Origin of the sequence: Mesorhizobium sp. B2-4-19 (genome assembly GCF_006441315.1) — a bacterium.
Lineage (GTDB): Bacteria > Pseudomonadota > Alphaproteobacteria > Rhizobiales > Rhizobiaceae > Mesorhizobium.
This window is the reverse complement of record NZ_VFUV01000012.1, coordinates 24016-50002: the sequence shown is the minus strand read 5'-3', so window position 1 is coordinate 50002 and position 25987 is coordinate 24016. Positions and strand designations below refer to the sequence as shown.

General features: G+C 64.7%; 29 protein-coding genes. 18 read left to right on the top strand and 11 right to left on the bottom strand.

The features are described 5' to 3' along the window. Positions 1-305: 305 nt before the first annotated feature. From FJ546_RS20170 to msrA, 3 genes are all read left to right on the top strand, one after another. Positions 306-1004 carry a DUF1223 domain-containing protein gene (locus tag FJ546_RS20170; protein WP_140890927.1) on the top strand — a complete coding sequence of 233 codons (699 nt, stop codon included), beginning with the start codon at positions 306-308 and terminating at the stop codon, positions 1002-1004. 84 nt (positions 1005-1088) lie between these two features. Next, positions 1089-1388, top strand: a complete 300-nt coding sequence (locus tag FJ546_RS20165) for a hypothetical protein (protein WP_140890926.1) — start codon at positions 1089-1091, stop codon at positions 1386-1388. A gap of 254 nt (positions 1389-1642) precedes the next feature. Beyond that, positions 1643-2371 carry a peptide-methionine (S)-S-oxide reductase MsrA gene (gene msrA / locus FJ546_RS20160; RefSeq protein ID WP_140890925.1) on the top strand — a complete coding sequence of 243 codons (729 nt, stop codon included), beginning with the start codon at positions 1643-1645 and terminating at the stop codon, positions 2369-2371. Positions 2372-2443: 72 nt separating this feature from the next. Here the strand turns inward: msrA and FJ546_RS20155 are convergent, their stop codons facing one another. Both FJ546_RS20155 and FJ546_RS20150 read right to left on the bottom strand, forming a co-directional pair. Beyond that, positions 2444-3448, bottom strand: a complete 1005-nt coding sequence (locus tag FJ546_RS20155; protein WP_140890924.1) for a cytochrome d ubiquinol oxidase subunit II — start codon at positions 3446-3448, stop codon at positions 2444-2446. A 5-nt stretch (positions 3449-3453) separates the two neighbouring features. Continuing rightward, on the bottom strand, positions 3454-4815 hold the full coding sequence (locus FJ546_RS20150) for a cytochrome ubiquinol oxidase subunit I (RefSeq protein WP_140890923.1): 1362 nt from the start codon (positions 4813-4815) through the stop codon (positions 3454-3456). A gap of 239 nt (positions 4816-5054) precedes the next feature. Between FJ546_RS20150 and FJ546_RS20145 the strand changes: the two genes are divergently transcribed. Then, entirely contained in the window at positions 5055-5981 is a 927-nt protein-coding gene (locus tag FJ546_RS20145; protein WP_140890922.1) for an ABC transporter ATP-binding protein, read from the top strand. Beyond that, a complete protein-coding gene (locus tag FJ546_RS20140; RefSeq protein WP_095775669.1) occupies positions 5978-6739 on the top strand; it encodes an ABC transporter permease in 762 nt (253 codons plus the stop codon). The genes FJ546_RS20145 and FJ546_RS20140 overlap by 4 nt, the downstream gene beginning before the upstream one ends. Positions 6740-6746: 7 nt before the next feature. Here the strand turns inward: FJ546_RS20140 and FJ546_RS20135 are convergent, their stop codons facing one another. Further along, positions 6747-6929: a hypothetical protein gene (locus tag FJ546_RS20135; protein WP_140890921.1), complete on the bottom strand. Its 183-nt coding sequence runs from the start codon at positions 6927-6929 to the stop codon at positions 6747-6749. 471 nt (positions 6930-7400) lie between these two features. On the opposite strand from FJ546_RS20135, the gene FJ546_RS20130 reads away from it, so the two are divergent. Both FJ546_RS20130 and FJ546_RS20125 read left to right on the top strand, forming a co-directional pair. Then, complete coding sequence (locus tag FJ546_RS20130) at positions 7401-7877, top strand: Rrf2 family transcriptional regulator (RefSeq protein WP_095775621.1); 477 nt, start codon at positions 7401-7403, stop codon at positions 7875-7877. 25 nt (positions 7878-7902) lie between these two features. After that, entirely contained in the window at positions 7903-9261 is a 1359-nt protein-coding gene (locus tag FJ546_RS20125) for an FAD/NAD(P)-binding protein (protein WP_140890920.1), read from the top strand. A 6-nt stretch (positions 9262-9267) separates the two neighbouring features. Here FJ546_RS20125 and FJ546_RS20120 read toward each other — a convergent pair whose 3' ends face one another. Next, positions 9268-9657: a hypothetical protein gene (locus FJ546_RS20120; RefSeq protein ID WP_140890919.1), complete on the bottom strand. Its 390-nt coding sequence runs from the start codon at positions 9655-9657 to the stop codon at positions 9268-9270. 111 nt (positions 9658-9768) lie between these two features. Between FJ546_RS20120 and FJ546_RS20115 the strand changes: the two genes are divergently transcribed. Continuing rightward, positions 9769-10122, top strand: coding sequence for a helix-turn-helix domain-containing protein (locus FJ546_RS20115; protein WP_140890918.1), 354 nt, complete (start codon positions 9769-9771; stop codon positions 10120-10122). Between the two features lie 13 nt (positions 10123-10135). On the opposite strand, the gene FJ546_RS20110 is transcribed toward FJ546_RS20115, so the two are convergent. Together FJ546_RS20110 and FJ546_RS20105 are read right to left on the bottom strand one after the other, a co-directional pair. Beyond that, entirely contained in the window at positions 10136-10783 is a 648-nt protein-coding gene (locus FJ546_RS20110) for a cysteine hydrolase (RefSeq protein ID WP_140890917.1), read from the bottom strand. Then, positions 10780-11112, bottom strand: coding sequence for a hypothetical protein (locus FJ546_RS20105; RefSeq protein WP_140890916.1), 333 nt, complete (start codon positions 11110-11112; stop codon positions 10780-10782). The genes FJ546_RS20110 and FJ546_RS20105 overlap by 4 nt, the downstream gene beginning before the upstream one ends. Before the next feature lie 203 nt (positions 11113-11315). On the opposite strand from FJ546_RS20105, the gene FJ546_RS20100 reads away from it, so the two are divergent. The 7 genes from FJ546_RS20100 (at position 11316) to FJ546_RS20065 (ending at position 18742) form a co-directional block, all read left to right on the top strand. Beyond that, the gene (locus FJ546_RS20100) at positions 11316-11546 is read left to right on the top strand and encodes a hypothetical protein (protein WP_246686888.1); all 231 of its coding nucleotides are present in this window, start codon (positions 11316-11318) and stop codon (positions 11544-11546) included. A 232-nt stretch (positions 11547-11778) separates the two neighbouring features. Further along, positions 11779-13218 carry a pyridoxal-phosphate dependent enzyme gene (locus FJ546_RS20095; RefSeq protein WP_140890915.1) on the top strand — a complete coding sequence of 480 codons (1440 nt, stop codon included), beginning with the start codon at positions 11779-11781 and terminating at the stop codon, positions 13216-13218. Beyond that, on the top strand, positions 13215-14399 hold the full coding sequence (locus FJ546_RS20090) for a PLP-dependent aspartate aminotransferase family protein (protein WP_140890914.1): 1185 nt from the start codon (positions 13215-13217) through the stop codon (positions 14397-14399). The genes FJ546_RS20095 and FJ546_RS20090 overlap by 4 nt, the downstream gene beginning before the upstream one ends. Before the next feature lie 46 nt (positions 14400-14445). Continuing rightward, on the top strand, positions 14446-15414 hold the full coding sequence (locus FJ546_RS20085) for a GlxA family transcriptional regulator (RefSeq protein ID WP_140890913.1): 969 nt from the start codon (positions 14446-14448) through the stop codon (positions 15412-15414). 320 nt (positions 15415-15734) lie between these two features. Then, the gene (locus tag FJ546_RS20075; protein ID WP_140890912.1) at positions 15735-17039 is read left to right on the top strand and encodes a Xaa-Pro peptidase family protein; all 1305 of its coding nucleotides are present in this window, start codon (positions 15735-15737) and stop codon (positions 17037-17039) included. 64 nt (positions 17040-17103) lie between these two features. Beyond that, a complete protein-coding gene (locus FJ546_RS20070; protein ID WP_140890911.1) occupies positions 17104-17784 on the top strand; it encodes an isochorismatase family protein in 681 nt (226 codons plus the stop codon). A gap of 7 nt (positions 17785-17791) precedes the next feature. After that, on the top strand, positions 17792-18742 hold the full coding sequence (locus tag FJ546_RS20065; protein WP_140890910.1) for an alpha/beta hydrolase: 951 nt from the start codon (positions 17792-17794) through the stop codon (positions 18740-18742). Between the two features lie 3 nt (positions 18743-18745). On the opposite strand, the gene dnaQ is transcribed toward FJ546_RS20065, so the two are convergent. From dnaQ to FJ546_RS20040, 5 genes are all read right to left on the bottom strand, one after another. After that, positions 18746-19468 carry a DNA polymerase III subunit epsilon gene (dnaQ, locus tag FJ546_RS20060; protein ID WP_140890909.1) on the bottom strand — a complete coding sequence of 241 codons (723 nt, stop codon included), beginning with the start codon at positions 19466-19468 and terminating at the stop codon, positions 18746-18748. 77 nt (positions 19469-19545) lie between these two features. Continuing rightward, positions 19546-20139, bottom strand: coding sequence for a dephospho-CoA kinase (gene coaE, locus FJ546_RS20055; protein WP_140890908.1), 594 nt, complete (start codon positions 20137-20139; stop codon positions 19546-19548). Next, a complete protein-coding gene (locus FJ546_RS20050; RefSeq protein ID WP_140890907.1) occupies positions 20136-20978 on the bottom strand; it encodes a shikimate dehydrogenase in 843 nt (280 codons plus the stop codon). Before FJ546_RS20050 ends, coaE begins: the two co-directional genes overlap by 4 nt. Beyond that, on the bottom strand, positions 20971-21570 hold the full coding sequence (locus FJ546_RS20045; protein WP_140890906.1) for a Maf-like protein: 600 nt from the start codon (positions 21568-21570) through the stop codon (positions 20971-20973). Before FJ546_RS20045 ends, FJ546_RS20050 begins: the two co-directional genes overlap by 8 nt. Before the next feature lie 192 nt (positions 21571-21762). Further along, the gene (locus FJ546_RS20040; RefSeq protein ID WP_140890905.1) at positions 21763-22584 is read right to left on the bottom strand and encodes a pyruvate, water dikinase regulatory protein; all 822 of its coding nucleotides are present in this window, start codon (positions 22582-22584) and stop codon (positions 21763-21765) included. A 404-nt stretch (positions 22585-22988) separates the two neighbouring features. On the opposite strand from FJ546_RS20040, the gene hemE reads away from it, so the two are divergent. From hemE to rho, 3 genes are all read left to right on the top strand, one after another. Beyond that, positions 22989-24020, top strand: coding sequence for a uroporphyrinogen decarboxylase (gene hemE / locus FJ546_RS20035; RefSeq protein WP_140890904.1), 1032 nt, complete (start codon positions 22989-22991; stop codon positions 24018-24020). Further along, the gene (hemJ, locus tag FJ546_RS20030; RefSeq protein WP_140890903.1) at positions 24020-24556 is read left to right on the top strand and encodes a protoporphyrinogen oxidase HemJ; all 537 of its coding nucleotides are present in this window, start codon (positions 24020-24022) and stop codon (positions 24554-24556) included. The genes hemE and hemJ overlap by 1 nt, the downstream gene beginning before the upstream one ends. 158 nt (positions 24557-24714) lie before the next feature. Further along, complete coding sequence (rho, locus tag FJ546_RS20025) at positions 24715-25980, top strand: transcription termination factor Rho (RefSeq protein ID WP_140890902.1); 1266 nt, start codon at positions 24715-24717, stop codon at positions 25978-25980. Positions 25981-25987: the final 7 nt, after the last annotated feature.

The following is a 25987-nucleotide window of genomic DNA, read 5'->3' as shown; positions in this document are numbered from 1 at the left end:
TCGCGAAGCGAATTCATCGTGCCAGTGGCACGATGAAAGACCGGCGAACGCCGGGACGCTGCGAAGCAGCGGGGACCCGGCAGGTGGATCGGCCACTACCCGGCCCTTCGCAGGCTCAGGGCGTTCGAAGTTCGAAAAGCCAAGCAATTGGCTTTTCGTCCACTGCGTGGACCGCTCCTCACCCCACAAGGGAGAAGGAAGAGGTGCCTTCATCACAAACCGGTGAGCGCTGTAACGAAGCGGCGGATGGCGGCGAAGTGGGGGAATGACCGGCGCGTCCCAGCGCCGCCCCCACGGAGCCCGCCATGCCGAGAGCCTCAACGTTCATTGCCCTGTCCAGCCTGGGAGCGCTGGCGCTCGCCGCCTCGCTCGGTGCCGCCGCCGCACAGCCGCTCAGCGTCGTCGAGCTGTTCACCAGCCAGGGCTGCTCGTCCTGCCCGCCGGCCAATGCCAATCTGATCAAGGTCAAGGACCAGCCCGGCGTGCTGGCGCTGTCCTTCAACGTTACCTACTGGGACTATCTCGGCTGGAAGGACACCTTTGGAAAGCAGGAGTTCACCCAGCGCCAGGTTTCCTACGAGCCGCCGCTCGGCCATGACGGGCCGTTCACGCCGCAAGTGGTGGTCAACGGCCATGCCGACGTGGTCGGCGCGGCGCCGGGCGAGATCGAGCATCTGATTTCCGCGACCGGCAAGACCGGCGGCCCCTCGCTGTCGCTCGAGGGTGGCAAGGTGGCGATCGGCGCCGGCGCCGCACCGGGCGGCAAGGCCGATGTCTGGCTGGTGCGCTATGCCAAGGGCGTCGTGCAGGTGCCGGTGGCGCGCGGCGAAAACACCGGCCGCACGCTGCCGCATGCCAATGTCGTGCATGCGCTGGAAAAACTCGGCAGCTGGACCGGTAACGCCACTTCCTATGCGCTGCCCGCCGCCTCGGGCGGCCTGAGCACCGCCGTCCTGGTGCAATCGCCGGGCGGCGGGCCGATCCTGGCCGCCGCCACCAACTGATTTTCTTTCTCTTCGCGCGGGGCCGCATGCAGCGGCAACGCATCACCCGGCCCGCTTGCGCGCCAAAACCCAAGGAGACTCTTAATGATCAAGTACCTGACCCTGCCGGCGCTCGCCTTCGCGCTCTCGGCCGCTGTTTTCGTCGCCGGCGCCCGTGCCGACGACGCGACCAACGCCATGAAGCCCGCCAATGCGATGGCCACCGACGCCATGAAGCCGGCGGATGCCATGAAGCCCGCGACCGACGCGATGAAGCCCGCCGACCCGATGGCCACCAATGCGATGAAGCCCGCAGCGGACGCCATGAAGCCTGCCGCCGACGCCATGAAACCTGCCGCCGACGCCATGAAGCCGGCAGCGGATGCGATGAAGCCGGCGCAGTAGACCAGGCTGCATGGCCCCTCACCCAGCCTCCGCTTCGCTCGGCTGACCGTTCCGGGCGAGCCGCTTGTCTCGCCCGTCCTTCGGACCCCCGCTGGGGAGGAGACTGCGAACGCCGGCGCTAATCTCTTCTCCCTGGGGGAGAAGGTGGCCCGGAGGGTCGGGGGAATGCCGACGACAGGAGCCGCCGCACGGCAAATTGAGACCTCTTGGCGGCTTGCGTCGTATATATTGGAACAACAACAGGAGATCAGAACATGACCGGTATCGAAAAGACACGGCCGTTCTTTACCCGCGGCGCGCTGGCCGTGCTCGGTTTTGCGGCGGTGGCGACGGCGGCCTTCTGGCAGACGCCGGCGCGCTCGGCCGAGGACGCGGTGGTGATCCCGCCGCCGGCAATGGACGAAAAGGCCGCCCCCGGCAGCGAGACGGCGATCTTCGCCGGCGGCTGCTTCTGGGGCGTGCAGGGCGTGTTCCAGCACGTCAAGGGCGTCAGCAAGGCGGTCTCCGGCTATACCGGCGGCGCCAAGGATGACGCCGTCTACGAGACCGTCGGCACCGGCCGCACCGGCCATGCCGAATCCGTCGAGATCACCTACGACCCGTCGAAGGTGACCTACGGCCAGCTGCTGCAGGTCTATTTCTCGGTCGCCCACAATCCGACGCAGCTGAACTACCAGGGACCGGATTCCGGCACCCAGTACCGCTCGACGATCTTCGCCGAGAACGACACGCAGAAGAAGATCGCGCAGAGCTATATCGAGCAGCTCGACAAGGCCAAGCTCTATCCGGCACGAATCGTCACCACGATCGAGACCGGCAAGACCTTCTACCCGGCCGAGAACTACCACCAGGATTTTCTGACGCTGAACCCGACCTATCCCTACATCGTCTACAACGACCTGCCCAAGGTGGCGAACCTGAAGCAACTGTTCCCGGCGCTGTACAGCGACAAGCCGGTGCTGGTGCTATCGGCGAGCAATTGATCCGAGCCGCGCGCAACCCGAGCCTTCTCCCCGTCACTAGACGGGGAGAAGGACGCTTATCGACGCCGCCCCTCAATCGTAGGTCAGATCCGTCGCCTTGCCGCCGAACACGCGGTAGGCATAGAAGGAATAGAAAATGATGATCGGCAGCACGACCACCGTGCCGACAAGGATGATGGCCAGGCTTTCGGTGGCCGACGCCGCCTGCCATATCGTCAATCTATCGGGCACCACGAACGGGTAGAACGACCAGGCGAGGCCGGCGAAGCCGAGCACGAAGATGGCGGCCAGCGTCAGGAACGGTGTCAGCGCATGGCGGTCGTCGGGCTTCGGCAAATGGAAGGTCTGCCGCCACAGCCACAGGAACAAGAGCGCCGACAGGATCGGCAGCGGCGAGAGATAGAGCATCTGCGGCCAGACGAACCATTTGTCGAAGATGCGCGGACTGGCGAAAGGTGTGGCCAGCGACACCGCCGCCATGCCGAGCGCGGTCAGCACCAGCGCGGTGCGCAGCCAGCGCACCGCCTTCTTCTGCAGCTCGCCCTCGGTCTTGTAGATCACCCAGGCGGCACCCATCGCCGCATAGGCGGCGGCCAGGCAGAACGCCACCAGCACGCCGAACGCCGTGCCGCCCAGGCCGACATCGAGGCCGAGCACATAGACGCCCAGCATATAGCCCTGCGCCAGCGAGGCGGTGACGGAGCCGAGGAAGAAGATGCGGTTCCAGCGATGCTTTTTGCCGCTCGGCACCTTGGCGCGAAAATCGAAGGCGACGCCGCGCAGGATCAGCCCGACCAAGAGCACGAAAACGGGAATGTAGAGCGCGGTGAGGATGACGCCATGCGCCATCGGGAAGGCGACCAGCAGCAGGCCGACGGCCAGCACCAGCCAGGTCTCGTTGGCGTCCCAGAACGGGCCGATCGCCGCGATCATCGTATCCTGCTCCGCGTCCTCGGCCATGGCGAACAGGATGCCGATGCCGAGGTCGAAACCGTCGAGGATGACATAGATCAGGATGGCGAGGCCCATCAGGCCGGCGAAGATCAGCGGGAGAGCGGTTGGCCAGTCGAAGGTCATTTTTCTTACTCCCCAGCCGCCGGCTGCGACATGGCTGCTTTCATGACGCCCGGCAGCGGTGATGAATCGCCATCCTTCGCGGCTTTCAGCGCCAGATGCACCAGCACGCCGAGATAGGCGATCAGCAACAGCACGTAGAGGGTGAGGTAGACGGCGAGCGTCAGCGCGACATGGCTGCCCGCCACCGGGCCGACGGCATCGGCGGTCTTCAGCACGCCCGTGACCAGCCAGGGCTGGCGGCCGATCTCGGTCGTGTACCAGCCGGCCAGCGTCGCCAGCCAGCCCGACAGTGCCATCGGCACCATCAGCATGGCGAGCGGCTTGGGCAGGCTGTGCCGGCGCTTGAGGAAGAAGGCGGCCGACCAGGAGACGGCGAGCATCAGAAGGCCGGTGCCGACCATGATGCGGAAACTCCAGAAGATTGGAAAGACCGGCGGATGGTTGCCGGGATAGTCGTTCAGCCCCGGCACCACGCCGTCGGTCGAGTGCCGCAGCACCAGGCTGGCGCCGTCGGGAATGGCGACCTCGAATTTGTTTTCCTTGGCCGCCTCGTCGGGCAGCGCGAACAGCACCAGCGGCACGTTGGGGCCGGTGTTCCAGTTGGCCTCCATGGCGGCGATCTTCTGCGGCTGGTGCTCCAGCGTGTTCAGCCCATGCTGGTCGCCGGCAAGGATCTGGATGGGGATCAGGATCGCGGCGGTGAAGACACCGGTGCGCAACGGCTTCCACATCGATTCCGAGCGGTCGCCGTTGAGATAACGCAGCGCCGACAGGCCCGATACCAAGAACGAGACCGTCAGCCCCGAGGCGAGGAGCATGTGCACCAGCCGGTAAGGCATAGACGGGTTGAAAACGATGGCCCACCAGTCGACGGCATGCGCCTTGCCGTCAATCATCTCGAAGCCGGCCGGCGTCTGCATCCAGGAGTTCAGCGCGATGATCCAGAAGGCCGACAGGGTGGTGCCGCCGGCGACCAGCACCGTCGCCAGCGTGTGGACGCGGTTGGAGACGCGGCGGAAGCCGAACAGCATGATGCCGAGGAAGGCCGCCTCGAGGAAGAAGGCGGTGAGGATCTCATAGGCCAGCAGCGGCCCGGCGATGTTGCCGACATGCTCCATATAGCCCGGCCAGTTGGTGCCGAACTGGAAGCTCATGGTGACGCCGGACACCACGCCCATGGCGAAGGACAGCGCGAACACCTTCACCCAGGTGAAATAGGCGCGCATCCAGGCGGAATCGTTGGTCGCATTGTAGCGCAGCTTGAAGAACAGCAGCACCCAGCCGAGTGCAATGGTGATCGTCGGAAACAGAATATGAAACGAAATATTCGCGCCGAACTGGATGCGCGACAGTATGAGCGGGTCCATGGCGGGCTCCGGCTGCTATTTGCTGGCGGCAGCGTATGCCCGTAATGCGCGTTGGTCAAAGCGGCGTCCTGCCGCGAGGCTGAACGCCACAGGACAATTTTACCGGTTCATGCGGCACATCTCCAGCCGCTGCCGGCACGGGCTGTCCAGAACTGTCAGCAGCGCGATTGACTTGCGGTTGCATGCGACGACATTCGGCCTATATCAGGGAACCTCTTTCAGGCAGCCGTTTTCAGCCCATGCCCTCCATTCTGTCCATTTCCGGGGTCTCCAAGACCTACGCCACCGGTTTCACCGCGCTCAAGGAAGTCAATCTCGACATCCAGCGCGGCGAGATCTTCGCTTTGCTCGGGCCGAATGGCGCCGGCAAGACGACCCTGATCTCGATCGTCTGCGGCATCGTCAACCGCTCGACCGGCACCGTCGCGGTCGACGGTCACGACATCAGCAAGGATTACCGCGCCGCGCGCAGCCTGATCGGCCTGGTGCCGCAGGAACTGACCATCGACGCTTTCGAGAGCGTCTGGGCGACGGTCAACTACAGCCGCGGCCTGTTCGGCAAGCCGGTTAACCACGGCTTCGTCGAGAAGGTGCTGCGCGATCTGTCGCTGTGGGACAAGAAAGACGCCAAGGCGATCACGCTGTCGGGCGGCATGAAGCGCAGGCTGATGATCGCCAAGGCGCTGTCGCATGAGCCGCGCATCCTGTTCCTCGACGAGCCGACCGCCGGCGTCGATGTCGAGCTGCGCCAGGACATGTGGGCGATGGTGCGCCGGCTGCGCGAGGATGGCGTCACCATCATCCTCACCACCCACTATATCGAGGAAGCCGAAGCGATGGCCGACCGCGTCGGCGTCATCAACCGCGGCGAAATCATCCTGGTCGAGAACAAGGCCGAGCTGATGCGCAAGCTCGGGCGCAAGCGGCTGGTGATGGAGCTGCGCAGTCCGCTGACCGCCATTCCCGAAACCTTCTCGCACTATGCGCTGGAGCTGTCGCCGGATGGCGGGCAGTTGACCTACACCTATGACAACCAGGCCGAGCGGCCGGGTGTCGCCTCGCTGATCCGCGATCTCGAGGCCGGCGGCATCCAGTTCCGCGACATCGACACGCAAAACAGCTCGCTCGAGGAGATCTTCGTCAATCTGGTGAGGAGAGAGCCATGAATTTCCGGGCAGTTTGGGCGATCTACCGGGTCGAGATGGCGCGTGCCTTCCGCACCGTGCTGCAGAGCATCATCTCGCCGGTCATCTCGACATCGCTCTACTTCGTCGTCTTCGGCTCGGCCATCGGCTCGCGCATCACCGAGATCGACGGCATCAGCTACGGCGCCTTCATCGTACCCGGGCTGATCATGCTGTCGCTGTTGACGCAGTCGATCTCCAACGCCTCCTTCGCCATCTATTTCCCGAAATTCGTCGGCTCGATCTACGAGCTTCTGTCGGCGCCGGTCTCCTATCTGGAGATCGTCATCGCCTATGTCGGCGGCGCGGCGACCAAGTCGATCATCCTCGGCCTGATCATCCTGGCCACCGCTTCTTTGTTCGTGCCGCTCCACATCGAACACCCGTTCTGGATGATCGCCTTCCTGGTGCTGACGGCGGTGACCTTCAGCCTGTTCGGCTTCATCATCGGCATCTGGGCGAAAAGCTTCGAGCAACTGCAGCTCGTGCCGCTGCTGATCGTCACGCCGCTCACCTTCCTCGGCGGCAGCTTCTATTCGATCCACATGCTGCCCGGCATCTGGAAGACGATCACGCTGTTCAACCCGGTCGTGTATCTGATCAGCGGCTTCCGCTGGAGTTTCTACGGCAAAGCCGACGTCTCGGTCGGCGTCAGCCTCGGCATGACGCTGGTCTTCCTGGCCGTCTGCATCGCCATCGTCGCCTGGATCTTCAAGACCGGCTACCGGCTGCGGAACTGACCGCCTCTCACTGCGACCAATACTGCCAGGCCCAGTAAAAGCTTTCGTCGCGCGGCGGCAGGCGGTCGCGGCCGGGCTGGAACCGGACCGGCGCCGGCGAGCGCGCCTGCCTCGCCGCCTTGTCATCGGAGGCAAGGCCGAGCAGCCAGGCGCCGAAATGGGCGAACAGCGCGGCGGTGGAATGGGTCATCGTCACTCTCCAAGCGAGCGCGCCGTTGGCGCCGTCCCCTACGACAATTTCGCTTTTGCGATTGCCACACAAATCCATGCCTCGAATCGCCGCGGAATTGACAAGCCGTTCCGCGTGTTCGAGGGTAAGTATAGTATCCTTATCGACATGAGGGATTGGAGACGACGATGAGCGGTTACCCGACCACCATGATCGCTCACGGCATACACCGGCTCCCGGACGCGGCTGTCCCGCGCGGAACCATTTGTCGCCTCGTCGCCGCCGAGATGCATTTCTGTGCTCTTACTGGCACAAAGGCCTGACAAAATGGCTGTTGCGGCTTGAAAACGAAGCAAAATCAACGTTTCTCGGCTTGTATATCATGTCACTAGAACTTATGTGTCATGGATGCTTGGGCGCGGCGGGGAGGCTCGCCAGGCGTTTCGCAACGGATGGCCTCGTGCCATCGCATGACAGAGAAACGTTCGGTCAATGCTCACCAAAAAAGGCAAGTACGGCCTCAAGGCGCTGGTCCACCTCGCGCACCTGCCGGCCGGGCAGCTGGCTTTCGTCAACGACATCGCGACCGGCAACAACATCCCGAAGAAATTTCTCGACGCCATACTGGGCGAGCTGCGCAATGCCGGTTTCGTCCAGAGCCGCAAGGGCAAGGATGGCGGCTACCGCCTGGCGCGGCCAGCCGACGAGATCAAGGTCGGCCATGTCGTGCGCGTCCTCGACGGGCCGCTGGCGCCAATTCCCTGCGCCAGCCGCACACAATATCAGCGCTGTGAAGACTGCAACGAGGCGACATGCCAAGTCCGACATCTGATGCTCGAGGTCCGGCAGGCGATCGCCGAGGTGCTCGACCAGCGCAGCCTCGCCGAGATGCGCGACATCGGCCTCGACGACCTTACGGTCGCGAGGGAGATCGACGAGCTGCCGGTCACCGTGAAGGTCCAGGCCTGACGCCTCGCATTCCACAGGTGCGCGCATGAGCGGGCGCGCCAGTTCGATCATCCCCAATTCGATCATCATCGTCGGCGGCGGTGCCTCGGGCGTCGTGATGGCCGCGCACCTCCTGAAATCGGCCAATCCGGATCTGCGGGTCACGCTGATCGAAAAGCGCCCGCATTTCGGCCAGGGCATCGCCTATTCGACGCTGCTGTCGGCGCATGTGCTGAATGTCAGCGCCACCGGCATGAGCGCCTATGCCGACGATCCCGGCAATTTCTGGCGCTGGCTGCAGGGGCGTGGCCTGGTCGACCAGGAGCAGACGCCGCAGACACCCTTTTACGCGCCACGCAGCATCTACGCCCGCTATCTCGGCGAACTGCTCGACGAGCTCGAAGCGCGCGAACAGCCGATCGGGCGGCTGCGCCTGATACACGAAGAGAGCCTGTCGATCACGCCGACCGCGTCCGGCGTCGAGGTGGCGCTCGCCAACGGCACCAGCGTCGTCGCCCACATGGCCATACTCGCCACCGGCCATGACGAACAGCCGGCGCAAGGCCATGCGATCCGCATGGGCTCGGAGGCCGACACCGCGCTCGACCCGGAAAGCCGCGTCATGGTGCTGGGCACCGGCCTCAGCATGGTCGACGCGTTCCTGGCGCTGGAACAGCGCGGCCACAGGGGCGAGATCGTCGCCGTGTCGCGGCGCGGCCTGCTGCCGTCGCCGCACCGCAAGGGCAATCCGATCAAGCTCGACGTCGCCGATATTCCGCTCGGCACCCAGCTTTCCTATTTCGTCGGCTGGTTCCGCGACCTGATCCGCGAGAACCAGAAGGCCGGCATCGACTGGCGCGACGTGGTCGACGGCTTGCGCCCCTTCAACCAGAAGATCTGGCAGAACTGGCCGGCTTCCGCCAAGCGCCGCTTCGTCGAGCACACCAAGGCCTGGTGGGACATCCACCGTCATCGCATGGCGCCGGAGGTCTACGCCAAGGTGACGCAAGCCGTGCAATCGGGCCGCATCCGGCTTGTCGCCGGGCGCGTCGTCGGCATCACGCCGAGCGAGGCTTTCAGCGTCGACGTCCAGTCCCGCCACAGCCAGCTTGTCGAGACTTTCGACGTCGCCCGTATCTATGATTGCTCGGGGATCGTGCGGGACATTTCGACCTCGTCGAACAGCGTGGTGCGCTCGCTGGTCGACCGCGGGCTCGCGCGGCCGGATCCGCTGCGCATCGGCCTCGACGTGTCGGCCAATTGCGAGATCATCGCCGGCGACGGCACGGTCTCGCGCAAGATCCTCGCCGTCGGCCCGCTGACGCGCGGCACCTTCTTCGAGATCGACGCCATTCCCGACATCCGCGTCCAGTGCGCGCGGCTGAGCAAGCAGTTGCTGGGTTAGGGCGACCTAGCCGCCCAGCGCCTCGCAGACCAGGCGCGCGGTTTCGGCGCCGGAAAAATTCTGCTGGCCGGTGATCAGATTGCCGTCGCGCACGGCAAAGCCGCGCCACAGTTTCGGGCTCGACAGGAAGCCGAGCGAGATGAGGTCGGTCTCCGAATAATAACCCGAGGGATCGCGCGGGTCGCTCAGCGCGTCGGCTTCGCATCCGCCGCCCTCGGGCGAGAAGATTTCCACCGCATAGCCGCGCTCGGTGAAGGCGAACCACGGATGCGTCAGCTCGCTCCACCAGAAGCCGACCGGCCATCCTGTCGTGCTCGATACGGCCGGATTGGCGATGACGATGGCGACACGCCTTGGCTTGCGTGCATTGACCGGATTGGCATCCCTGACGCTCATTTTGGCTCTCCCTTATGAAACTGTCGCCGACAAAGCTGGGTCCGGCAATCTGGTCACATGGCGGGGCAAATTCCGCTTCCGTCGCCGCAGGGCCTTGCCTACGATGACGGCATGGCACAACGCGGTAGACTCTATGGCTGCCCGGTCGAGTTCGCGCTCGACGCGCTCGGCGGCAAGTGGAAAACGGTGATCATCGCACGCATCAAGCAAGGGCCGCTGCGCTATTCCGAGCTGCGCCGGCTGATCCCCTCGCTGTCCGACAAGATGCTGACGCAGCGCCTGGCCGATCTCGTCGAGATCGGCTTCGTCGTGCTCGAGACGTCGCCCGACGGCAAGGGGCGCTACGCCTTGACCGAGCGCGGCCAGGATCTCGCCGCAGCACTCCAGGCGCTCTACGACTGGGGCAGCGTGCATGGCCGCGCCGAGGGCGTGCGCTTCCGCAGCGATATCGAGGCGGCGGCCTAGCAACTTTTATCCCTCAGGCCGCAGCGGCCAGCGCGCCGCAGAAGCCGGCGACATCGGTGATGACGGCCTCGCCAAGGAAACGCAGCGTCGCCATCGAGCGGTCGCGCGCTTCGCGGTTGCCGAAGCCGCAGGCGTCCTCGATCACAACAGCCGTAAAGCCATTGTCGGTCGCCTGGCGGACTGTCGGCTCGATGCCGATCTCCATGGCGAAGCCGGCAAGGGCGACGGCGCGCACGCCGCAATCGCCGAGCGCAAAGCCAAGCGCCGTGGAATCGAAGGCCGACATGGTCAGCTTGTCGAACACGGCTTCGTCGGCGCGGGGCGCCAGCTCAGGGACGATCCCGGTCGCTTGGGGGTCGCGCAAAAACCACGGCTCGACCGCGTCTGGGCCGTCGCGCCGCTGCCAGGCCATGGCGGTGCGCAGTTGGGTGGCGCCCATCCATTTGCGCGGCAGAGAGAGGTGGCGCGTGAACGCCACCCGCATGCCGGCCGAGCGGGCGGCTTCGAGCACGATGCCGGTGCGCTCGACGATATCGGCCGCGCCGGCGACCTGGCGGCAGATGCCGACCTGCATGTCGTAGACCACCAGCGCCATGCGGCTGGGATCGCACCATTCGACCAGCCTGGCTGGAATCTCGATGCCTTCTATCGACCGGATCATGCCGCGGTCCGGTCCCAGGGTTGGGCGATGTCGACGCCGGGGTTGAACAGATATTCGAGCGGCAGCGGTGCCGGGTCGAAGGCCAGGAAATGCCATTCGAGCAGCCCGGCCTTCGACAGCGGGAAGTCGTCGGTGTAGCGCCTGGCTTCCTCGACGCTGTCGAGCTCGAAGACGATGATGACGCCGCCGACATCGGCGCGGGCATGGTTTTCGCGCACGATGCCTGCCTTCCACAGCCGCCAGACATTCGACACCTCGGCGCGCAGATAGGGTTTTAGGTCGTCGAGGGTGACGCCGGGCTTGAAGTTGTCATAGGCGATGATCTTCATCGGCTGTCTCCTCTTGGCGTGTCAGCATCGCGCGACCCGCTTGCTGTTTGGGGCAGGCGTCACGTTCGGCTAGCATGTCGAAAATGGCGGCTTCAACGAACGAGATGGTTCGTTGAAGCGACCGGCCGGCTGGCCTTTCGTGGCGCGGCATCCAGCGAGAGGAGACGGAATGGGTATCGAGTGGCTGAACCCGAAGGGCATGCATGGCAACCACTCCGGCGATGGTGCTCGAAGCCGGCGGCGCCAGGCCGGAGGATCTCGTCCGCCTGTCGATCTACATTGTCGGCGACGCCGCTATCGGGCCGGCCTTCGGCGTCTGGATGGCATTCTGGGGCGATCGCGGGCCGCCGCCGGTGGTGACGGGCATACGCGTCCTCGGCCTCGCCAATCCGGATTTCCTGATCGAGATCGGGGGGCAGGCGGCCATCGTGTAGCAGCCCTGCTTTGGCGCCGTGGCGGACGAACAGCTGCCGCTTGGAATTTCATTCCTCGTCTGGCCGTCTGATTGGCACGTTCTATCTTCTTTCCCGCGACAAACGGCTGGAAAAGAGGCTACGCTGCCGCCTGCCAGCTCAATCAAATAAATAGAGCATGATGTCGTCCGAAAACCGCTTCACACTTTTCGGCATCATGCTCTAGGCGGTCGCTTGATCAGGGAGCTTCGATATGAGCGAGCACGGAAAAGCCGCGCCAGGCAGCGCCCCCTCGGACGGCCAATCCTCGCGCCTGCGGCCACCTTACAAATCGGTGCTCGACCTGATCGGCCAGACGCCGGTGGTCGAGCTGACCAAGTTCGACACCGGCAAATGCCGGCTGTTCATCAAGCTCGAAAGCCAGAACCCCGGCGGCTCGATCAAGGACCGTATCGCGCTGTCGATGATCGCGGCGGCCGAGAGGGAGGGCAAGCTCAAGCGCGGCGGCACCATCGTCGAGGCGACCGCCGGCAATACCGGCCTTGGCCTTGCCCAGGTCGGCATCCCCAAGGGATACCGCATCGTGCTGGTCGTGCCGGACAAGATGTCGCGCGAGAAGATCCAGCATCTGCGCGCGCTGGGCGCCGAGGTGCGCATGACGCGCTCCGACGTCGGCAAGGGCCACCCGGAATATTACCAGGACATGGCCGAGAAGATCGCGGCGGAAGTGCCCGGCGCCTTCTATGCCAACCAGTTCGCCAATCCGGCCAACCCGCTGGCGCATGAGACGACCACCGGCCCGGAAATCTTTTCGCAGCTCGACGGCAATGTCGACGCGGTGGTGGTCGGCGTCGGCTCGGGCGGTACGCTGACCGGGCTTGGCCGCCACTTCGCCAAGGTGTCGCCGAAGACCGAAATGGTGCTGGCCGATCCAGTCGGCTCGGTGCTGGCGCCCTTGATCAAGACCGGCAAGATGGAAGAGGCCGGCAGCTGGACGGTGGAAGGCATAGGCGAGGATTTCGTGCCGCCCAATGCCGATCTGTCGCTGGTCAAGAAGGCCTATTCGATCACCGACAAGCAAAGCATGCTGGCGGTACGCGATCTCCTGTCGCGCGAAGGCATTTTGGCCGGTTCGTCGTCGGGCACGCTTTTGTCGGCCGCCTTGCGCTATTGCCGCGAGCAGACGACAGCGAAACGCGTCGTCACCTTCGTCTGCGACAGCGGCAACAAGTACCTGTCGAAGGTGTTCGACGATTTCTGGCTGGCCGAACAGGGCCTGGCCGAGCACGAGCAGCATGGCGACCTGCGCGACCTCGTGATGCGCACCCACCGCACCGGCGACACGGTCTATGTCGGCCCGGACGAAAGCCTGCTCAACGCCTATGGCCGCATGCGCCGCTCCGATGTCTCGCAGCTGCCGGTTCTGGAAGACGGCAAGCTGATCGGCATCGTCGACGAGAGCGATATCCTGGCCAAGGTCGACGGTCCCTATGACGGGCGCTGGGAGCGCTTCAACGGTCCGGTGCGCACGGCGATGACCTCCAATCTGCACACACTGCAGGCCAGCCAGACGCTGGATGCGCTGCTGCCGGTGTTCGACCGCAACGAGGTCGCCATCATCTTCGACGGCGACGAGTTCGTCGGCCTGATCACCCGCATCGACCTGATCAACCATTTGAGGCGCGCACGATGACCAGCCACACACCACCACCATCGGGCAAGAATCGCCTGGCCTTCTCGACGCGCACCATCCATGGCGGCCAGAGCCACGACCCGCTGACCGGCGCGGTGATGGTGCCGATCTATGCCACCTCGACCTACGGCCAGCAGTCGCCGGGCGTGCACAAGGGGTTCGAGTACGCCCGCAGCCAGAACCCGACGCGCTTCGCCTTCGAGCGCGCGGTGGCCGATCTCGAAAGCGGCACGGCCGCGTTCGCCTTCGCCTCCGGCCTGGCGGCGATCTCGACGGTGCTGGAACTGCTCGATGCCGGCGCCCATATCGTCGCCACCGACGACATCTATGGCGGGTCGTTCCGGCTGATGGAGCGGGTGCGCAAGCGCTCGGCGGGCCTGCAGGTCTCTTTCGTCGACTTCACCGACCTTGCCGCGGTGGAAGCCGCGATCCGGCCGGAGACGAAGCTGCTGTGGGTCGAGACGCCGACCAACCCGCTGCTGCGCATCGTCGACCTCGAAGGCGTCGCCGCGCTGGCCAAGCGCAAGGGGATCCTCACCGTCGCCGACAACACGTTCTGCAGCCCCTATATCCAGCGGCCGCTGGAACTCGGCATCGACATCGTCGTGCACTCGACGACAAAGTATCTCAACGGCCATTCCGACATGGTCGGCGGCGTGGCGGTCGTCGGCGACAACAAGGAATTGGCGGCCCAGCTGAAATTCCTGCAGAACGCCATCGGCGCCATATCGGGTCCGTTCGACAGCTTTCTGGCGCTGCGCGGCCTGAAGACCCTGGCGCTCCGGATGGAACGGCATTCCGACAACGGGCTGAAGATCGCGCAGTGGCTGGAAGCGCGAAAAGATGTCCGCCGGGTCCTCTATCCCGGTCTCGCCAGCCACCCGCAGCATTCCATCGCCGTCCAGCAGATGCACGCCTTCGGCGGCATGATCACGGTTGTGCTCGACCGCGACCTCGCCGGAACCAAACGCTTCCTCGAACGCACGCAATTGTTCACGCTCGCCGAAAGCCTCGGCGGGGTGGAGAGCCTGATCGAGCATCCGGCGCTGATGACGCATGGGTCCATTCCGGCCGAGAAGCGGACGGAGATCGGCATTTCGGATTCGCTGGTAAGGCTGTCGGCGGGGATCGAGGATGGCGACGATCTGATCGCGGATCTGGACCAGGCGCTGGGTGGATAGCGCCAGCGGTTGACGCCAAACCCCATTCGCCCGAGATGTAGCGCCCATGGCCACGCGCGAACCCGAAAAACCCACCGAACCCCTGACCTTCGCGGTGCTGGTGTTCCCCGGCTTTCCGATGATGGCGTTCAGCTCCGTCATCGAGCCGCTGCGCGCCGCCAACATTCTGGCGAAGCGGCAATGCTATCGCTGGATCATCGTCGGCGGCACGAAGGGCGCGGTCGAGGCGTCGAATGGCGTCGTCATCCAGCCGGGGTTCTATGCCGAGGATGCGCCGAAGGTCGACCGCGTCGTCGTCTGCTCGGGCGGCGATGCGGACCATCTCGTCGCCGAGGACGCGGCGAGCTGGATCCGCCGCGGCCTGCGCAATGGCGCCCATATCGGCGCGGTGGCGGATGCGGCGTTCTTCCTGGCGCGCGCAGGCCTGCTCGACGGCCATGCCTGCACCTTGCACTGGACAAGCCAGGCCGCCTTCACCGAGGCTTTTCCTACAATCGAGCTGCGGCGCGACCTCTACGTCATCGATCGCAAGCGCTTCACCTCGGCCGGCGGCGTCGGCAGCCTCGACATGATGCTGGAGATCATCACCCGCGACTATGGCGCCGAGCTCGCCGCCGGCGTCGCCGAATGGTTCGTGCACAGCCAGCTGCGCTCCAGCATCGACCGCAAGCTGATGCCGCTCAGGCTGCGCACCGGCGTGCAGAACGAGCTGGTGCTGTCGGCCATCGCCATCATGGAAGACGCGGTCGAGGAGCGGCTCGGCATGGCAGAGCTGACGGCGCGGCTCGGCGTGTCCTCCGACAAGCTCGAGCGCTCCTTCCGCTCCGAACTCGCCATTTCGCCCAATGGCTATTACCGGCGGCTGCGGCTCAAGCGCGCCGCCGACCTCCTGGCGCATTCGACGCTGGCCGTGCGCGACGTGGCGCTGGCCTGCGGCTTTGCCTCCATGTCGAGCTTTGCCCGGGCTTTTCGCGAGGAGCATGGCCATCCGCCGAAGATGGCGCGGCGGCATTAGGTTCCTCAGTGCACTACTTTCAAATGCTGGAGCAACAGCGCCCCCCTCTGTCCTGCCGGACATCTCCCCCTCAAGGGGGGAGATCGAATGTTGTCCGGGCTTTCGCCAATCCTCCACCGTTGAACAAGAAGGCGAGGTTGGCGAAGCTGCCAATCTCCCCACTTGAGGGGGAGATGGCCGGCAGGCCAGAGGGGGGCGCTGTCCCGCTGGCGTTCCGCATCTCCAGCGGCATTCCGCACAACAAACGCGGTTTTCCGCACAATGCCTCCGCCGCTGCTGCGCCATGGTCACGTCTTGCAACCGATCCAAGGCCGAACCCCATGAGCATCGTCGTATTCGACCCCGACAGCACCGAGGACGTCGACTTCAAGGACCGCATGCGCCACCCGGCGGCGGCTGATCCGGCCGGCGGCATGTGGCTGTCGGACACCGAGCCGTCCTTCATCGATGCCGATGCGCTGCGCAAAGGCCGGCTGGCCAAGTTGCGCGGCTGGATGCGCGACGCCGGCTATGGCGGGGTGGTGCTGTTCGACCCGTACAACCAGCGCTACGCCACCGGCTCGCGCAACATGTTCGGCTACTTCCTGCGCAACTCGACCCGCTATTTCTTTATTCCGACCGAAGGGCCGATCGTGCTGTTCGAATATCCGCAGAGCTACCATGTCTCCATGGTGCTCGACACGATCGACGAGGCGCGTCCTTCCAAGCTCGTCTGGTCGTCCGTGTCCGGCCGTGACGATGAAACCGCCGGCCCCTTCGCCGACGAGATCGCCGAACTCCTGAAGAAGCATGGCGGCGGCTCGATGAAGCTCGGGCTCGACCGCTGCAGCCATCTGCAGGCGCTGGCGCTGGAAAAGCGCGGCTGCGAGGTCAGGGATTGCCAGGGCGAAATCCTGGCGGTGCGCGCGGTGAAGACGCCCGAGGAGGTGAAATGCCTGCAGGTGTCGATGGCCGGCGCCGAGGCCGCGGTCTATGCGGTGCGCGAGGCGATCAAGCCCGGCGTCTCCGAAAACGAGCTGTTCGCCATCATGTATGGCGAGGTGATCCGCCAAGGCGGCGAGTTCATCGAGACGCGGCTCTTGACGTCTGGCCAGCGCACCAATCCCTGGTTCAACGAGGCCAGCGGTCGCAAGATCCGGCCCGGCGAGCTGCTCGCGCTCGATACCGACACGATCGGCTGCTACGGCTATTATTCCGATTTCTCCCGCACCTTCCGCTGCGGACCGGGCAAGCCGACCGACTACCAGAAGTCGCTCTACCGCATGGCGCACGACCAGGTTCAGCACAATATTTCGATCGTCAAGCCCGGCATGGCGTTTCGCGAAATCGCCGAAAAGGCCTGGAAGATCCCCGACCGCTTCGTCGACCAGCGCTATACTTCGGTGATGCACGGCGTCGGCATGCATGGCGAGACACCGTTCATCGCGCATGCCATGGATTACGAGACCTATGGCCGCGACGGCCATATCGTGCCAGGCATGGTGGTGAGCGTGGAAAGCTATATCGGCGAGAAGGGCGGCCGCGAGGGCGTCAAGCTGGAGGACGAGATCCTGATCACCGAGACGGGCACGGAGCTTCTGTCGCGCTTTCCCTATGAGGACGCGTTTCTGGAGAAGCAGGTTTGATGCCTACTGTCCGCCTCCGTGATGTGACCTTCGCGGCGCGGACCGCCGACGCGGGTCCACTTGCATGAAAAGCCCCATCTCCATCAGCAGAGGCAGCGTGGCCGCCGTGTTCATCGACCTGCAGGAAGAGCACCGGCAGGACAAGCGCTATCTCGTCGAGGGTTTCGCCGGCATCCTGGCCAACGTCCAGCGCCTGCAAGAAGCGGCGCGCGCCAACCACGTGCCGCTCCAGCACTGGGCCTATATCGTCGATCTCGACAAGCAGGATCGGCCCTTTCATCCGCTCGGTGCCAACGGCAAGTCGGCCTTTTCCGACAAGTCCGATCCGCTGACCGAGATCTGCCATGAAGTGGCGCCGGCCAGGGACGAAGCGCTGCTGATCAAGGCCGAGGCCAGCGCCTTCCGCAGCGGGCCGGCGGCCGATCGGCTCAAGGCTTCCGGCATCGAATGGCTGGTCGTCGCCGGCGTCTGGACCGAGGCCTGCGTCGACGCCACGGTCAAGGACGCCGTGGCGAAGGGATTTCGCGTGCTCCTGGTCAAGGATGCCTGCGGCAGCGGCAGCGCGGCCATGCACCAGACCGGCATCCTCAACCTCGCCAACCGTCTCTATGGCGGGGCGGTCACCGACACGGACGGCGCCTGCCGGCTGCTGGCCGGCGAGACGGTCACCGCCTGGCAGGTCGAGGGGTCGGTGCCGCTTCGCTTCACCTTCGACAATGCGGCGGCGCTCTACGCCGATCTATGACACCGACATGACCGGCCGCGGCAAATATGAAACACGGCTCGACCCGGCGCTGTGGGCCTACATAGACAAGGTCAACGCCTGGTACCCGTCCGAGGTGATCGGCCTGCCGATCGACAAGCAGCGCGCGGTCTATGACAGGATGTGCCGGGCTTTCCACCGGGGCCGCCCGGCCGGGGTCAAGGCCAGCGACGGCCTGGTCGCCGCTCCGGGCCACGGCATAGCGATCCGCCGCTACCAGCCGGCCGGCAAGGCGGCGAGGGCCGTGGTCCTCTATTTCCATGGCGGCGGCTTCATCCTCGGCGGGCTCGACAGCCATGACGACATCTGCGCCGAGATCTGCGCCGGCACCGGCTTCGACGTGGTGTCGGTCGACTACCGGCTGGCACCCGAGCATATCCACCCCGCCGCCTTCGACGATGCGATGGCCGCCTTCGCATGGGCGGCGGAGACGTCAGGCCTGCCGGTCGTTCTGTGCGGCGAGAGCGCCGGCGGCAATCTGGCCGCCGCCGTGGCGCAGGCGAAGCGCGGGCATGTCAGGGCCGTGATCGGCCAGGTGCTGATCTATCCAGGCCTCGGCGGCGACGAGGCCGCCGGCTCCTATGTCGAACATGCCGAGGCGCCGCTGCTGTCCGCCGGCGATATCGCCTTTTATCGCGACGTCCGTTCGGCCAGGCGGCAATCGCCCGACGATCCGACCTTTTCACCGCTGCGCGACCGCGACTTTTCCGGCCTGCCGCCAACGGTGATCATCACGGCCGAATGCGACCCGCTATCGTCGGACGGCGAGACCTACCGCGACCGCATCGTTGCGGCCGGCGGCAAGGCATGGTGGCATGAAGAGAAGCGCCTGGTGCACAGTTTCCTGCGCGCCCGCACCACGGTGCCGGCCGCGGCGGAGGCGTTTGCGCGCATCATCGCGGCGATTGCATCACTGGGGCGGGGCCAGTGGCCGTATTGAGTCCTACGACGCCGCGACGCTCTTTTCGGAGGAATTGGCTTTCAGCCAGAGCGCCTTTTCGCCGAGCGTGGCGACCATGGCGGCATGCGCCGCGCGCTCCGCTTCGGTCAGGCGCGGCAGCAGCGGCCTCGGGCGCTCGGCGACGATGATCTCGATGTGCCTGACATTCTCGCCCTGTGCCGGCGCGGTGGCGCTGTCGAGGATAAGCGCCGCCTGCTTGCCGCCGATCAGCTCGATATAGACCTCGGCCAGCAATTCGGAATCCAGCAGCGCGCCATGCTTGGTGCGCTTCGTGTTGTCGATGCCGTAGCGCCGGCAGAGCGCATCGAGCGAATTGGGGCCCATCGGGTGCTTGCGCCGCGCCAGCGCCAGCGTGTCGACGACACGGCCGGGATCGACGACCGGATGGCCGAGCCGGCCGAACTCGACATTGAGGAAGCCGATGTCGAACGTGGCATTGTGGGCGACCAGCCTGGCGCCGTCGGTGAAGGTCAGCCATTCCTCGACGATTTCGGCGAAGGTCGGCTTGCCCGCGAGATCGGCCGCGCTGATGCCGTGCACGGCTTGCGCTTCCGCATGGACCGCCCGGCCCTGCGGGTTGATATAGTGGTGAAACGTCCTGCCGGTCGGGAAACGATTGACCAGCTCGACGCCGCCCAACTCGATCACGCGGTCGTCGCGCGAATCAAGGCCGGTGGTTTCCGTATCGAAGATGATCTCGCGCATCGAATCAGTTTGCTCCTGGGGAAGCAGAATCACGAGACCGGAACAAAATGGCAATGGGCAATGCTGACAGCCCGCCGTCAGGAACCCCTTTGTCCCCGGAGTTCGGCGATGATGCCGGCGACGGCGGTACGCGCGGCGTCCAGCCCCTGGCCGGTGTCGATGACGAAATCGGCCAGCCTGCGCTTCTCCTCATCCGGCACCTGCTTGGCCAGGATCGCCGCCAGTTTTTCTTCCGTCATTCCCGGCCGGGCCAGCACGCGCTGGCGCTGGATTTCGGCGGGCGCCGTGACGACGACGACCTTGTCGACGCGGCCACGGCCGCCGGTTTCGAAGAGCAGCGGAATGTCGAGCACGGCGATCGATTCGCCCGCGGTACGATGCCTGGCCAGGAAGGCGTCGGCGTCGGCGCGCACCAGCGGATGGATGATGGCTTCCAGCTGCTTCAGCGCGGCGGCATCGCCAAGCACGCGCGCGCCAAGTTTTACGCGGTCGACCACGCCATCGACAACCGTTCCGGGAAAAGCGGCCTCGATCAGAGGTGCCGCCGCGCCCGAATAGAGGCGATGCACCGTTTCGTCGGAATCATGGACGGGCACGCACGCCTCGGCGAACATTTTTGCCGTCGTCGACTTGCCCATGCCGATCGAGCCGGTGAGGCCGAGCACGATCATGGTTTCGGCACCAGATCGGCAACGATGATCGCGCGCAGCTCAGCCGTGACCTGCGGCCTGACGCCGAACCAATGTTCGAAGCCGGGCACGGCCTGGTTGAGCAGCATGCCGAGGCCGTCGACCGTCTTCAGCCCTCTGGCGCGCGCGGCGGCGAGCAAAGGCGTTTCCAGCGGCACATAGACAAGGTCGGTGACGATGGCGTGGGCCGGCAGCGGGGCCGGATCGGCGGCGAGGCCTTCATTGCCGACCATGCCAAGTGCGGTGGTGTTGACCAGCAGGCCGGCATCCGCCAGCAATTCGTTGGTTGCCGCCGTGCCATGCGCCGAAACGCCGGCGCCGAAACGATCGCGCAATTCCTGCGCCCGGGCCAGCGTGCGGTTGACGATGCGGATGTCGGCAAAACCGCGTTGCTTCAGCGCCTGGATGACGGCGCGTGACGCGCCGCCGGCGCCGAGCACGACCGCGGGGCCCGTATTCGCCCAGCCGGGCGCATAGTCATCGAGATTGGCGGCAAAGCCGTGACCGTCGGTGTTGCCGCCCCACAGCACGTCGTCCTCGAACCACAGCGTGTTGACGGCGCCGATTTCTTCGGCCGCCTGGTCGCGGCGGTGGGCAAGAGCGAAGGCGGCTTCCTTGTGCGGAATGGTGACATTGCCGCCGCGAAACCCGTTTGCCTGCAATGTCGCGACGAATTCGGCAAAATCCTGCGGCGCCACGTCGATCGCCTCGTAGCTGCCGTCGATGCCGTGCTGGGCCAGCCAGTGGCCGTGGATCTTCGGTGACCGCGAATGCGTGATCGGGTGGCCGGTGACAAAAGCCTTCTTCGTTGCCTCAACCATCGATGGCTCCCAACGTGCGCAGCTCCGCCAGCAGCGGCAAAAGCGGCAGGCCGACAATGGTGAAATGGTCGCCCTCGATCTTCTCGAAGAGCTGGATGCCTTCGGCCTCGATCTGGTAGGCGCCGACGCTGGCCAGCGCCTTGGCGCCGACACGGGCGAGATGGCGGCCGATGAAGCCGGGGTCGAGCTTGCGCATGGTCATGCCCGCGATGCCGACATGGCGCCACAGCACCTTGCCGTCACGCACCAGCACGGCGGCGCTGTTGAGCTGATGGGTCCTGCCCGACAGCGCCAGGAGATGGCGCCGCGCGCCCTCCATGTCGGCCGGCTTGTGGAACACTTCGTCACCCAAAGACAAAGTCTGGTCGCAGCCGAGCACCAGCGCGCCGGGCCGGCGTTCGCTGACCTCGGTGGCCTTGGCCTCGGCCAGCACCAGCGCGACGTCCTCGGGCGAAACGCCGCTGTCCTGCAACGGCGCCTCGAGCGCGCGCTCGTCGACATCGGCCGGCACCGCCTCGATGTCGAGGCCAGCATCGATGAGCATCGCCTTGCGGAATGGACTGCCGGAAGCGAGGATGATTTTTTCGCTCATGGTTGGTGCGCCTGACTGCCTGTCCAACTGCCGACGGGATGTTCACCCAAGTAGAAAACCGTTGCGTTCGTCGGCCACTGTAACGGCATGGATACTAGGGTCTCCGCGACGGAGCGGCGCAGACCCTAGGATCCATTCCGTGAGCTTCGGGCGTCGCGACGGTGAATGCAACAACCCGCAGCCCGGCTCCAATTATCTGTTCTTCCCCCGCAGGGCAACGATCGCCGCGGCCGTTTCCTCGATCGAGCGGCGGCTGACGTCGATCATCGGCCAGCCATGACGCGTGCAGATCTGGCGGGCGTAGGCGAGCTCCTCGTTGATGGCGGCGCGGTCGACATAGTCGGTCGGCACGTAGGAGCTGCTGTTGCCGAGGATGCGGTTCTGGCGGACATGCGAGATGCGCTCGGCGGTTGCGATCAACCCGACGATCAGCGGCGTCTTGGCGGCAACCAGGCTTTCCGGCACCGGCACGCCGAGCACGATCGGGATGTTGGCGGTCTTGATGCCACGGTTGGCGAGATAGATGCTGGTCGGCGTCTTCGACGTCCGCGAAATGCCGATCAGCACGACATCGGCATCGTCCATATTGGCCGGCAGCTGGCCGTCATCATGGTCCATGGTGAAGTTGAGGGCATCGATGCGGCGGAAATATTCGGCGTTGAGAACGTGCTGGGCGCCGACGCGGCGGCCGGCCGGCGTGCCGAGATAGGATTGGAAGACGGTGAGCACCGGCTCCAGCACCGACACACAGGGCAGGCCCATGGTGGCGCAGCGCTCGTCGATGCCGCGCGCCAGCTTCTGGTCAACGACCGTATAGAGAATGATGCCCGGCTCCTCCTCTATGTCCTCGAACACCTTGGCCACCTGCTTTTCGGTGCGGATGAGGGGATAGATGTGTTCAATCGCCCGCGCGTCCTTGTATTGCGCCGAAGCCGCCCGCCCGGCGGCGAGCAGCGTTTCGCCGGTCGCGTCGGAAATCAGGTGCAGGTGAAAGAAGCTCTGGGATTTGTTCACAGGGGATCACCTGGGGCTGTGGGCGGATGTGGATAAGCCGGGACAGAACGAGCGGCCGGTCGGAGGCGACTGTATCAGATGGCAGTTTGTCCACAATTCGATCCTCTGTCAGCTTCGCCGGCCGGCTGGGGACAAATCTGGGGACGCTCCCTTTTGCCTTTCGGCCATCCACAGGGCGGGATTCTTCCTTGGCTTGCTAACGCTTTGACTCCGATGACGGATTCCGGACTATCCCCAGAACCCTGAAGACGGGAGACGGAAGCGCGCGACAATATGCTTGCTGGCTTTTTGGCTGACGACGCGGGACAGGTGACAACCACCACAACCAACAGACTCTTAGAATCAGAAGAATCTTAGATATAAGAATCTTTGATTATAGGAAGGCCGGGAGAGGCGAGCGCCCAATGCCCAAAAGCCGGATCATGCTGGACGTCCTGAAGGGGGAGGCGCATTTACCGCCGCCGCTCTGGATGATGCGTCAGGCCGGACGCTATCTGCCGGAGTATCGTGAAACGCGCCGGCGCGCCGGTTCCTTCCTCGACCTCTGCTACGACCCCGACCTTGCGGTGGAAGTGACCTTGCAGCCGATCGAGCGCTTCGGCTTCGATGCCTCGATCCTGTTCTCCGACATCCTTGTCGTTCCGCATGCGCTTGGCCGCGACGTGCGCTTCGAGGAAGGGCGAGGACCGCTGCTGACGCCGATCTCCGTGGCCGAGATCATGGCTCTGGAAGGCGATGTGTTTCACGTGAATCTCGAACCGGTCTATGAGACGGTTCGCCGGCTGCGGGCAAAACTTCCTGACGAAACCACGCTGATCGGCTTCTGCGGCGCGCCGTGGACGGTGGCGACCTACATGATCGCCGGCCATGGCACGCCAGACCAGGCGCCGGCGCGGCTGTTCGCCTATCGCGAGCCGGCGGCGTTTCAACATCTCCTGAAGGTGCTTGCCGACCATTCGGCGGCCTATCTGATCCGCCAGATCGAAGCCGGCGCGGATGTGGTGCAGATTTTCGATTCCTGGTCCGGCGTGCTCGACGATGCGACGTTCGACCAGTTTTGCGCTTGGCCGGTGGCGGAGATCGTCCGACAGGTTCGCGCCGTCCATCCCGATGTGCCGATCATCGGTTTCCCGAAGGGCGCCGGCGCCCGCTACCGCACCTATCGCCAGAAGACCGGCGTGACGGGGCTGGGGATCGACTGGACGGTGCCGTTGGCGGCGGCGAAGGACTTGCAGCGTTCGGGTGCGGTCCAGGGCAATCTCGATCCCTTGCGGCTCGTGGCCGGCGGCAAGGCGCTGTCGGATGGCGTCGAGGCGATCCTGAAGGCGCTGGGAGACGGGCCGCTGATCTTCAATCTCGGCCACGGCATCACGCCGGAGACGCCGATCGCGCATGTCGAGGCGATGGTGAAGCAGGTGAGGAGCGCGACACGCTGATGAATGAGATAAACAACACCAACAGCACCGGACAGGCGATGATGCGCATGATTATCAGCATTGCTGTGCTGATCGTGCTGACGGCGCTTCTGTTTTTCGTCGCGCCCGAAAGTTTCTATCCCTGGGCAAAGGCGATCCATATCCTTGCCGTCATTTCCTGGATGGCCGGCATGCTCTACCTGCCGCGGCTGTTCGTCTATCACGTCGATGCCGAGAAAGGGTCGGTGCAGTCGGAGACCTTCAAGGTGATGGAGCGGCGCCTGCTGCGCGGCATCATCAATCCGGCGATGATCGTTACCTGGGTGTTCGGCCTTTGGCTCGCCTGGAAAATCTTCGGCTTCCAGGGCGGCTGGCTGCACGCCAAGATCGGCCTGGTGCTGCTGTTGTCCGCCGTTCACGGCTATCTGGCCGGCGCGGTGCGGAAATTCGCCGAAGATCGCAACGAAAAACCGGCGAGGCACTGGCGGATCGTCAACGAGATCCCCACATTGCTGATGGTCGCCATCGTGATCCTGGTTGTCGTCAAGCCGTTCTGATCAGGCCTGTTAAAACGCTGCTTGCTCTTTGATCCGACCGACGATAAAAGACGGGTCTTCCTTCCCGTCATGCGCCGCCCCTCATTATTTTCGGCCGCGCCCGGCATTTGTCGCATCCCGCCGATATTTTTCTCCCAAAGCTCACCCAGAGTCCGTCTATGCAAGAAATGAAACTTACCGAATTCAAGAACAAGAAGCCGCCAGAGCTGATCGCTTATGCCGAATCGCTCGAGGTCGAGAACGCCAGCGTCATGCGCAAGCAGGAGCTGATGTTCGCGATCCTGAAGAAGCTGGCCGCACAGGATATCGAGATCATCGGCGACGGTGTGGTCGAAGTCCTGCAGGACGGCTTCGGCTTCCTGCGCTCCGCCAATGCCAACTACCTGCCAGGTCCCGACGACATCTACATCTCGCCGTCGCAGATACGGCGCTTTTCGCTGAAGACCGGCGATACGGTCGAAGGGCCGATCCGCAGCCCGAAGGAAGGCGAGCGCTATTTCGCGCTGCTCAAAGTCAACACCATCAATTTCGACGACCCCGAAAAGATCCGTCACAAGATCCATTTCGACAATCTGACGCCGCTCTATCCGACCAAGCGGCTGAAGATGGAGATCGACAATTCGACCAGCAAGGACATCTCGCCGCGCGTGATCGACCTGGTCGCGCCGATCGGCAAGGGACAGCGCGCGTTGATCAACGCGCAGCCGCGGACCGGCAAGACGGTTCTCATGCAGAACATTGCCCACTCGATCACCGCCAACCACCCGGAATGCTATCTGATCGTGCTTCTGATCGACGAGCGACCGGAGGAAGTGACGGACATGCAGCGCTCGGTGAAGGGCGAGGTGATCTCCTCGACCTTCGACGAACCGGCGGTGCGCCACGTCCAGGTTGCCGAGATGGTCATCGAGAAGGCCAAGCGCCTGGTCGAGCATGGCCGCGACGTCGTCATCCTGCTCGATTCCATCACCCGCCTCGGCCGCGCCTACAACACGGTCGTGCCGTCATCCGGCAAGGTGCTGACCGGCGGTGTCGACGCCAACGCGCTGCAGCGGCCGAAGCGCTTCTTCGGCGCCGCCCGCAACATCGAGGAAGGTGGCTCGCTGACCATCATCGCGACCGCGCTGATCGACACCGGCAGCCGCATGGACGAAGTCATCTTCGAGGAGTTCAAGGGCACCGGCAACTGCGAAATCCAGCTCGACCGCAAGGTCGCCGACAAGCGCATCTATCCGGCGATGGACATCCTGAAGTCCGGTACCCGCAAGGAAGACCTGCTGGTGCCGCGCGCGGATTTGCAGAAGATCTTCGTGCTGCGCCGCATCCTGGCGCCGATGGGAACGACCGATGCGATCGAGTTCCTCATCGACAAGCTCAAGCAGACCAAGACCAATGCGGATTTCTTCGATTCGATGAATACGTAATTGGGCG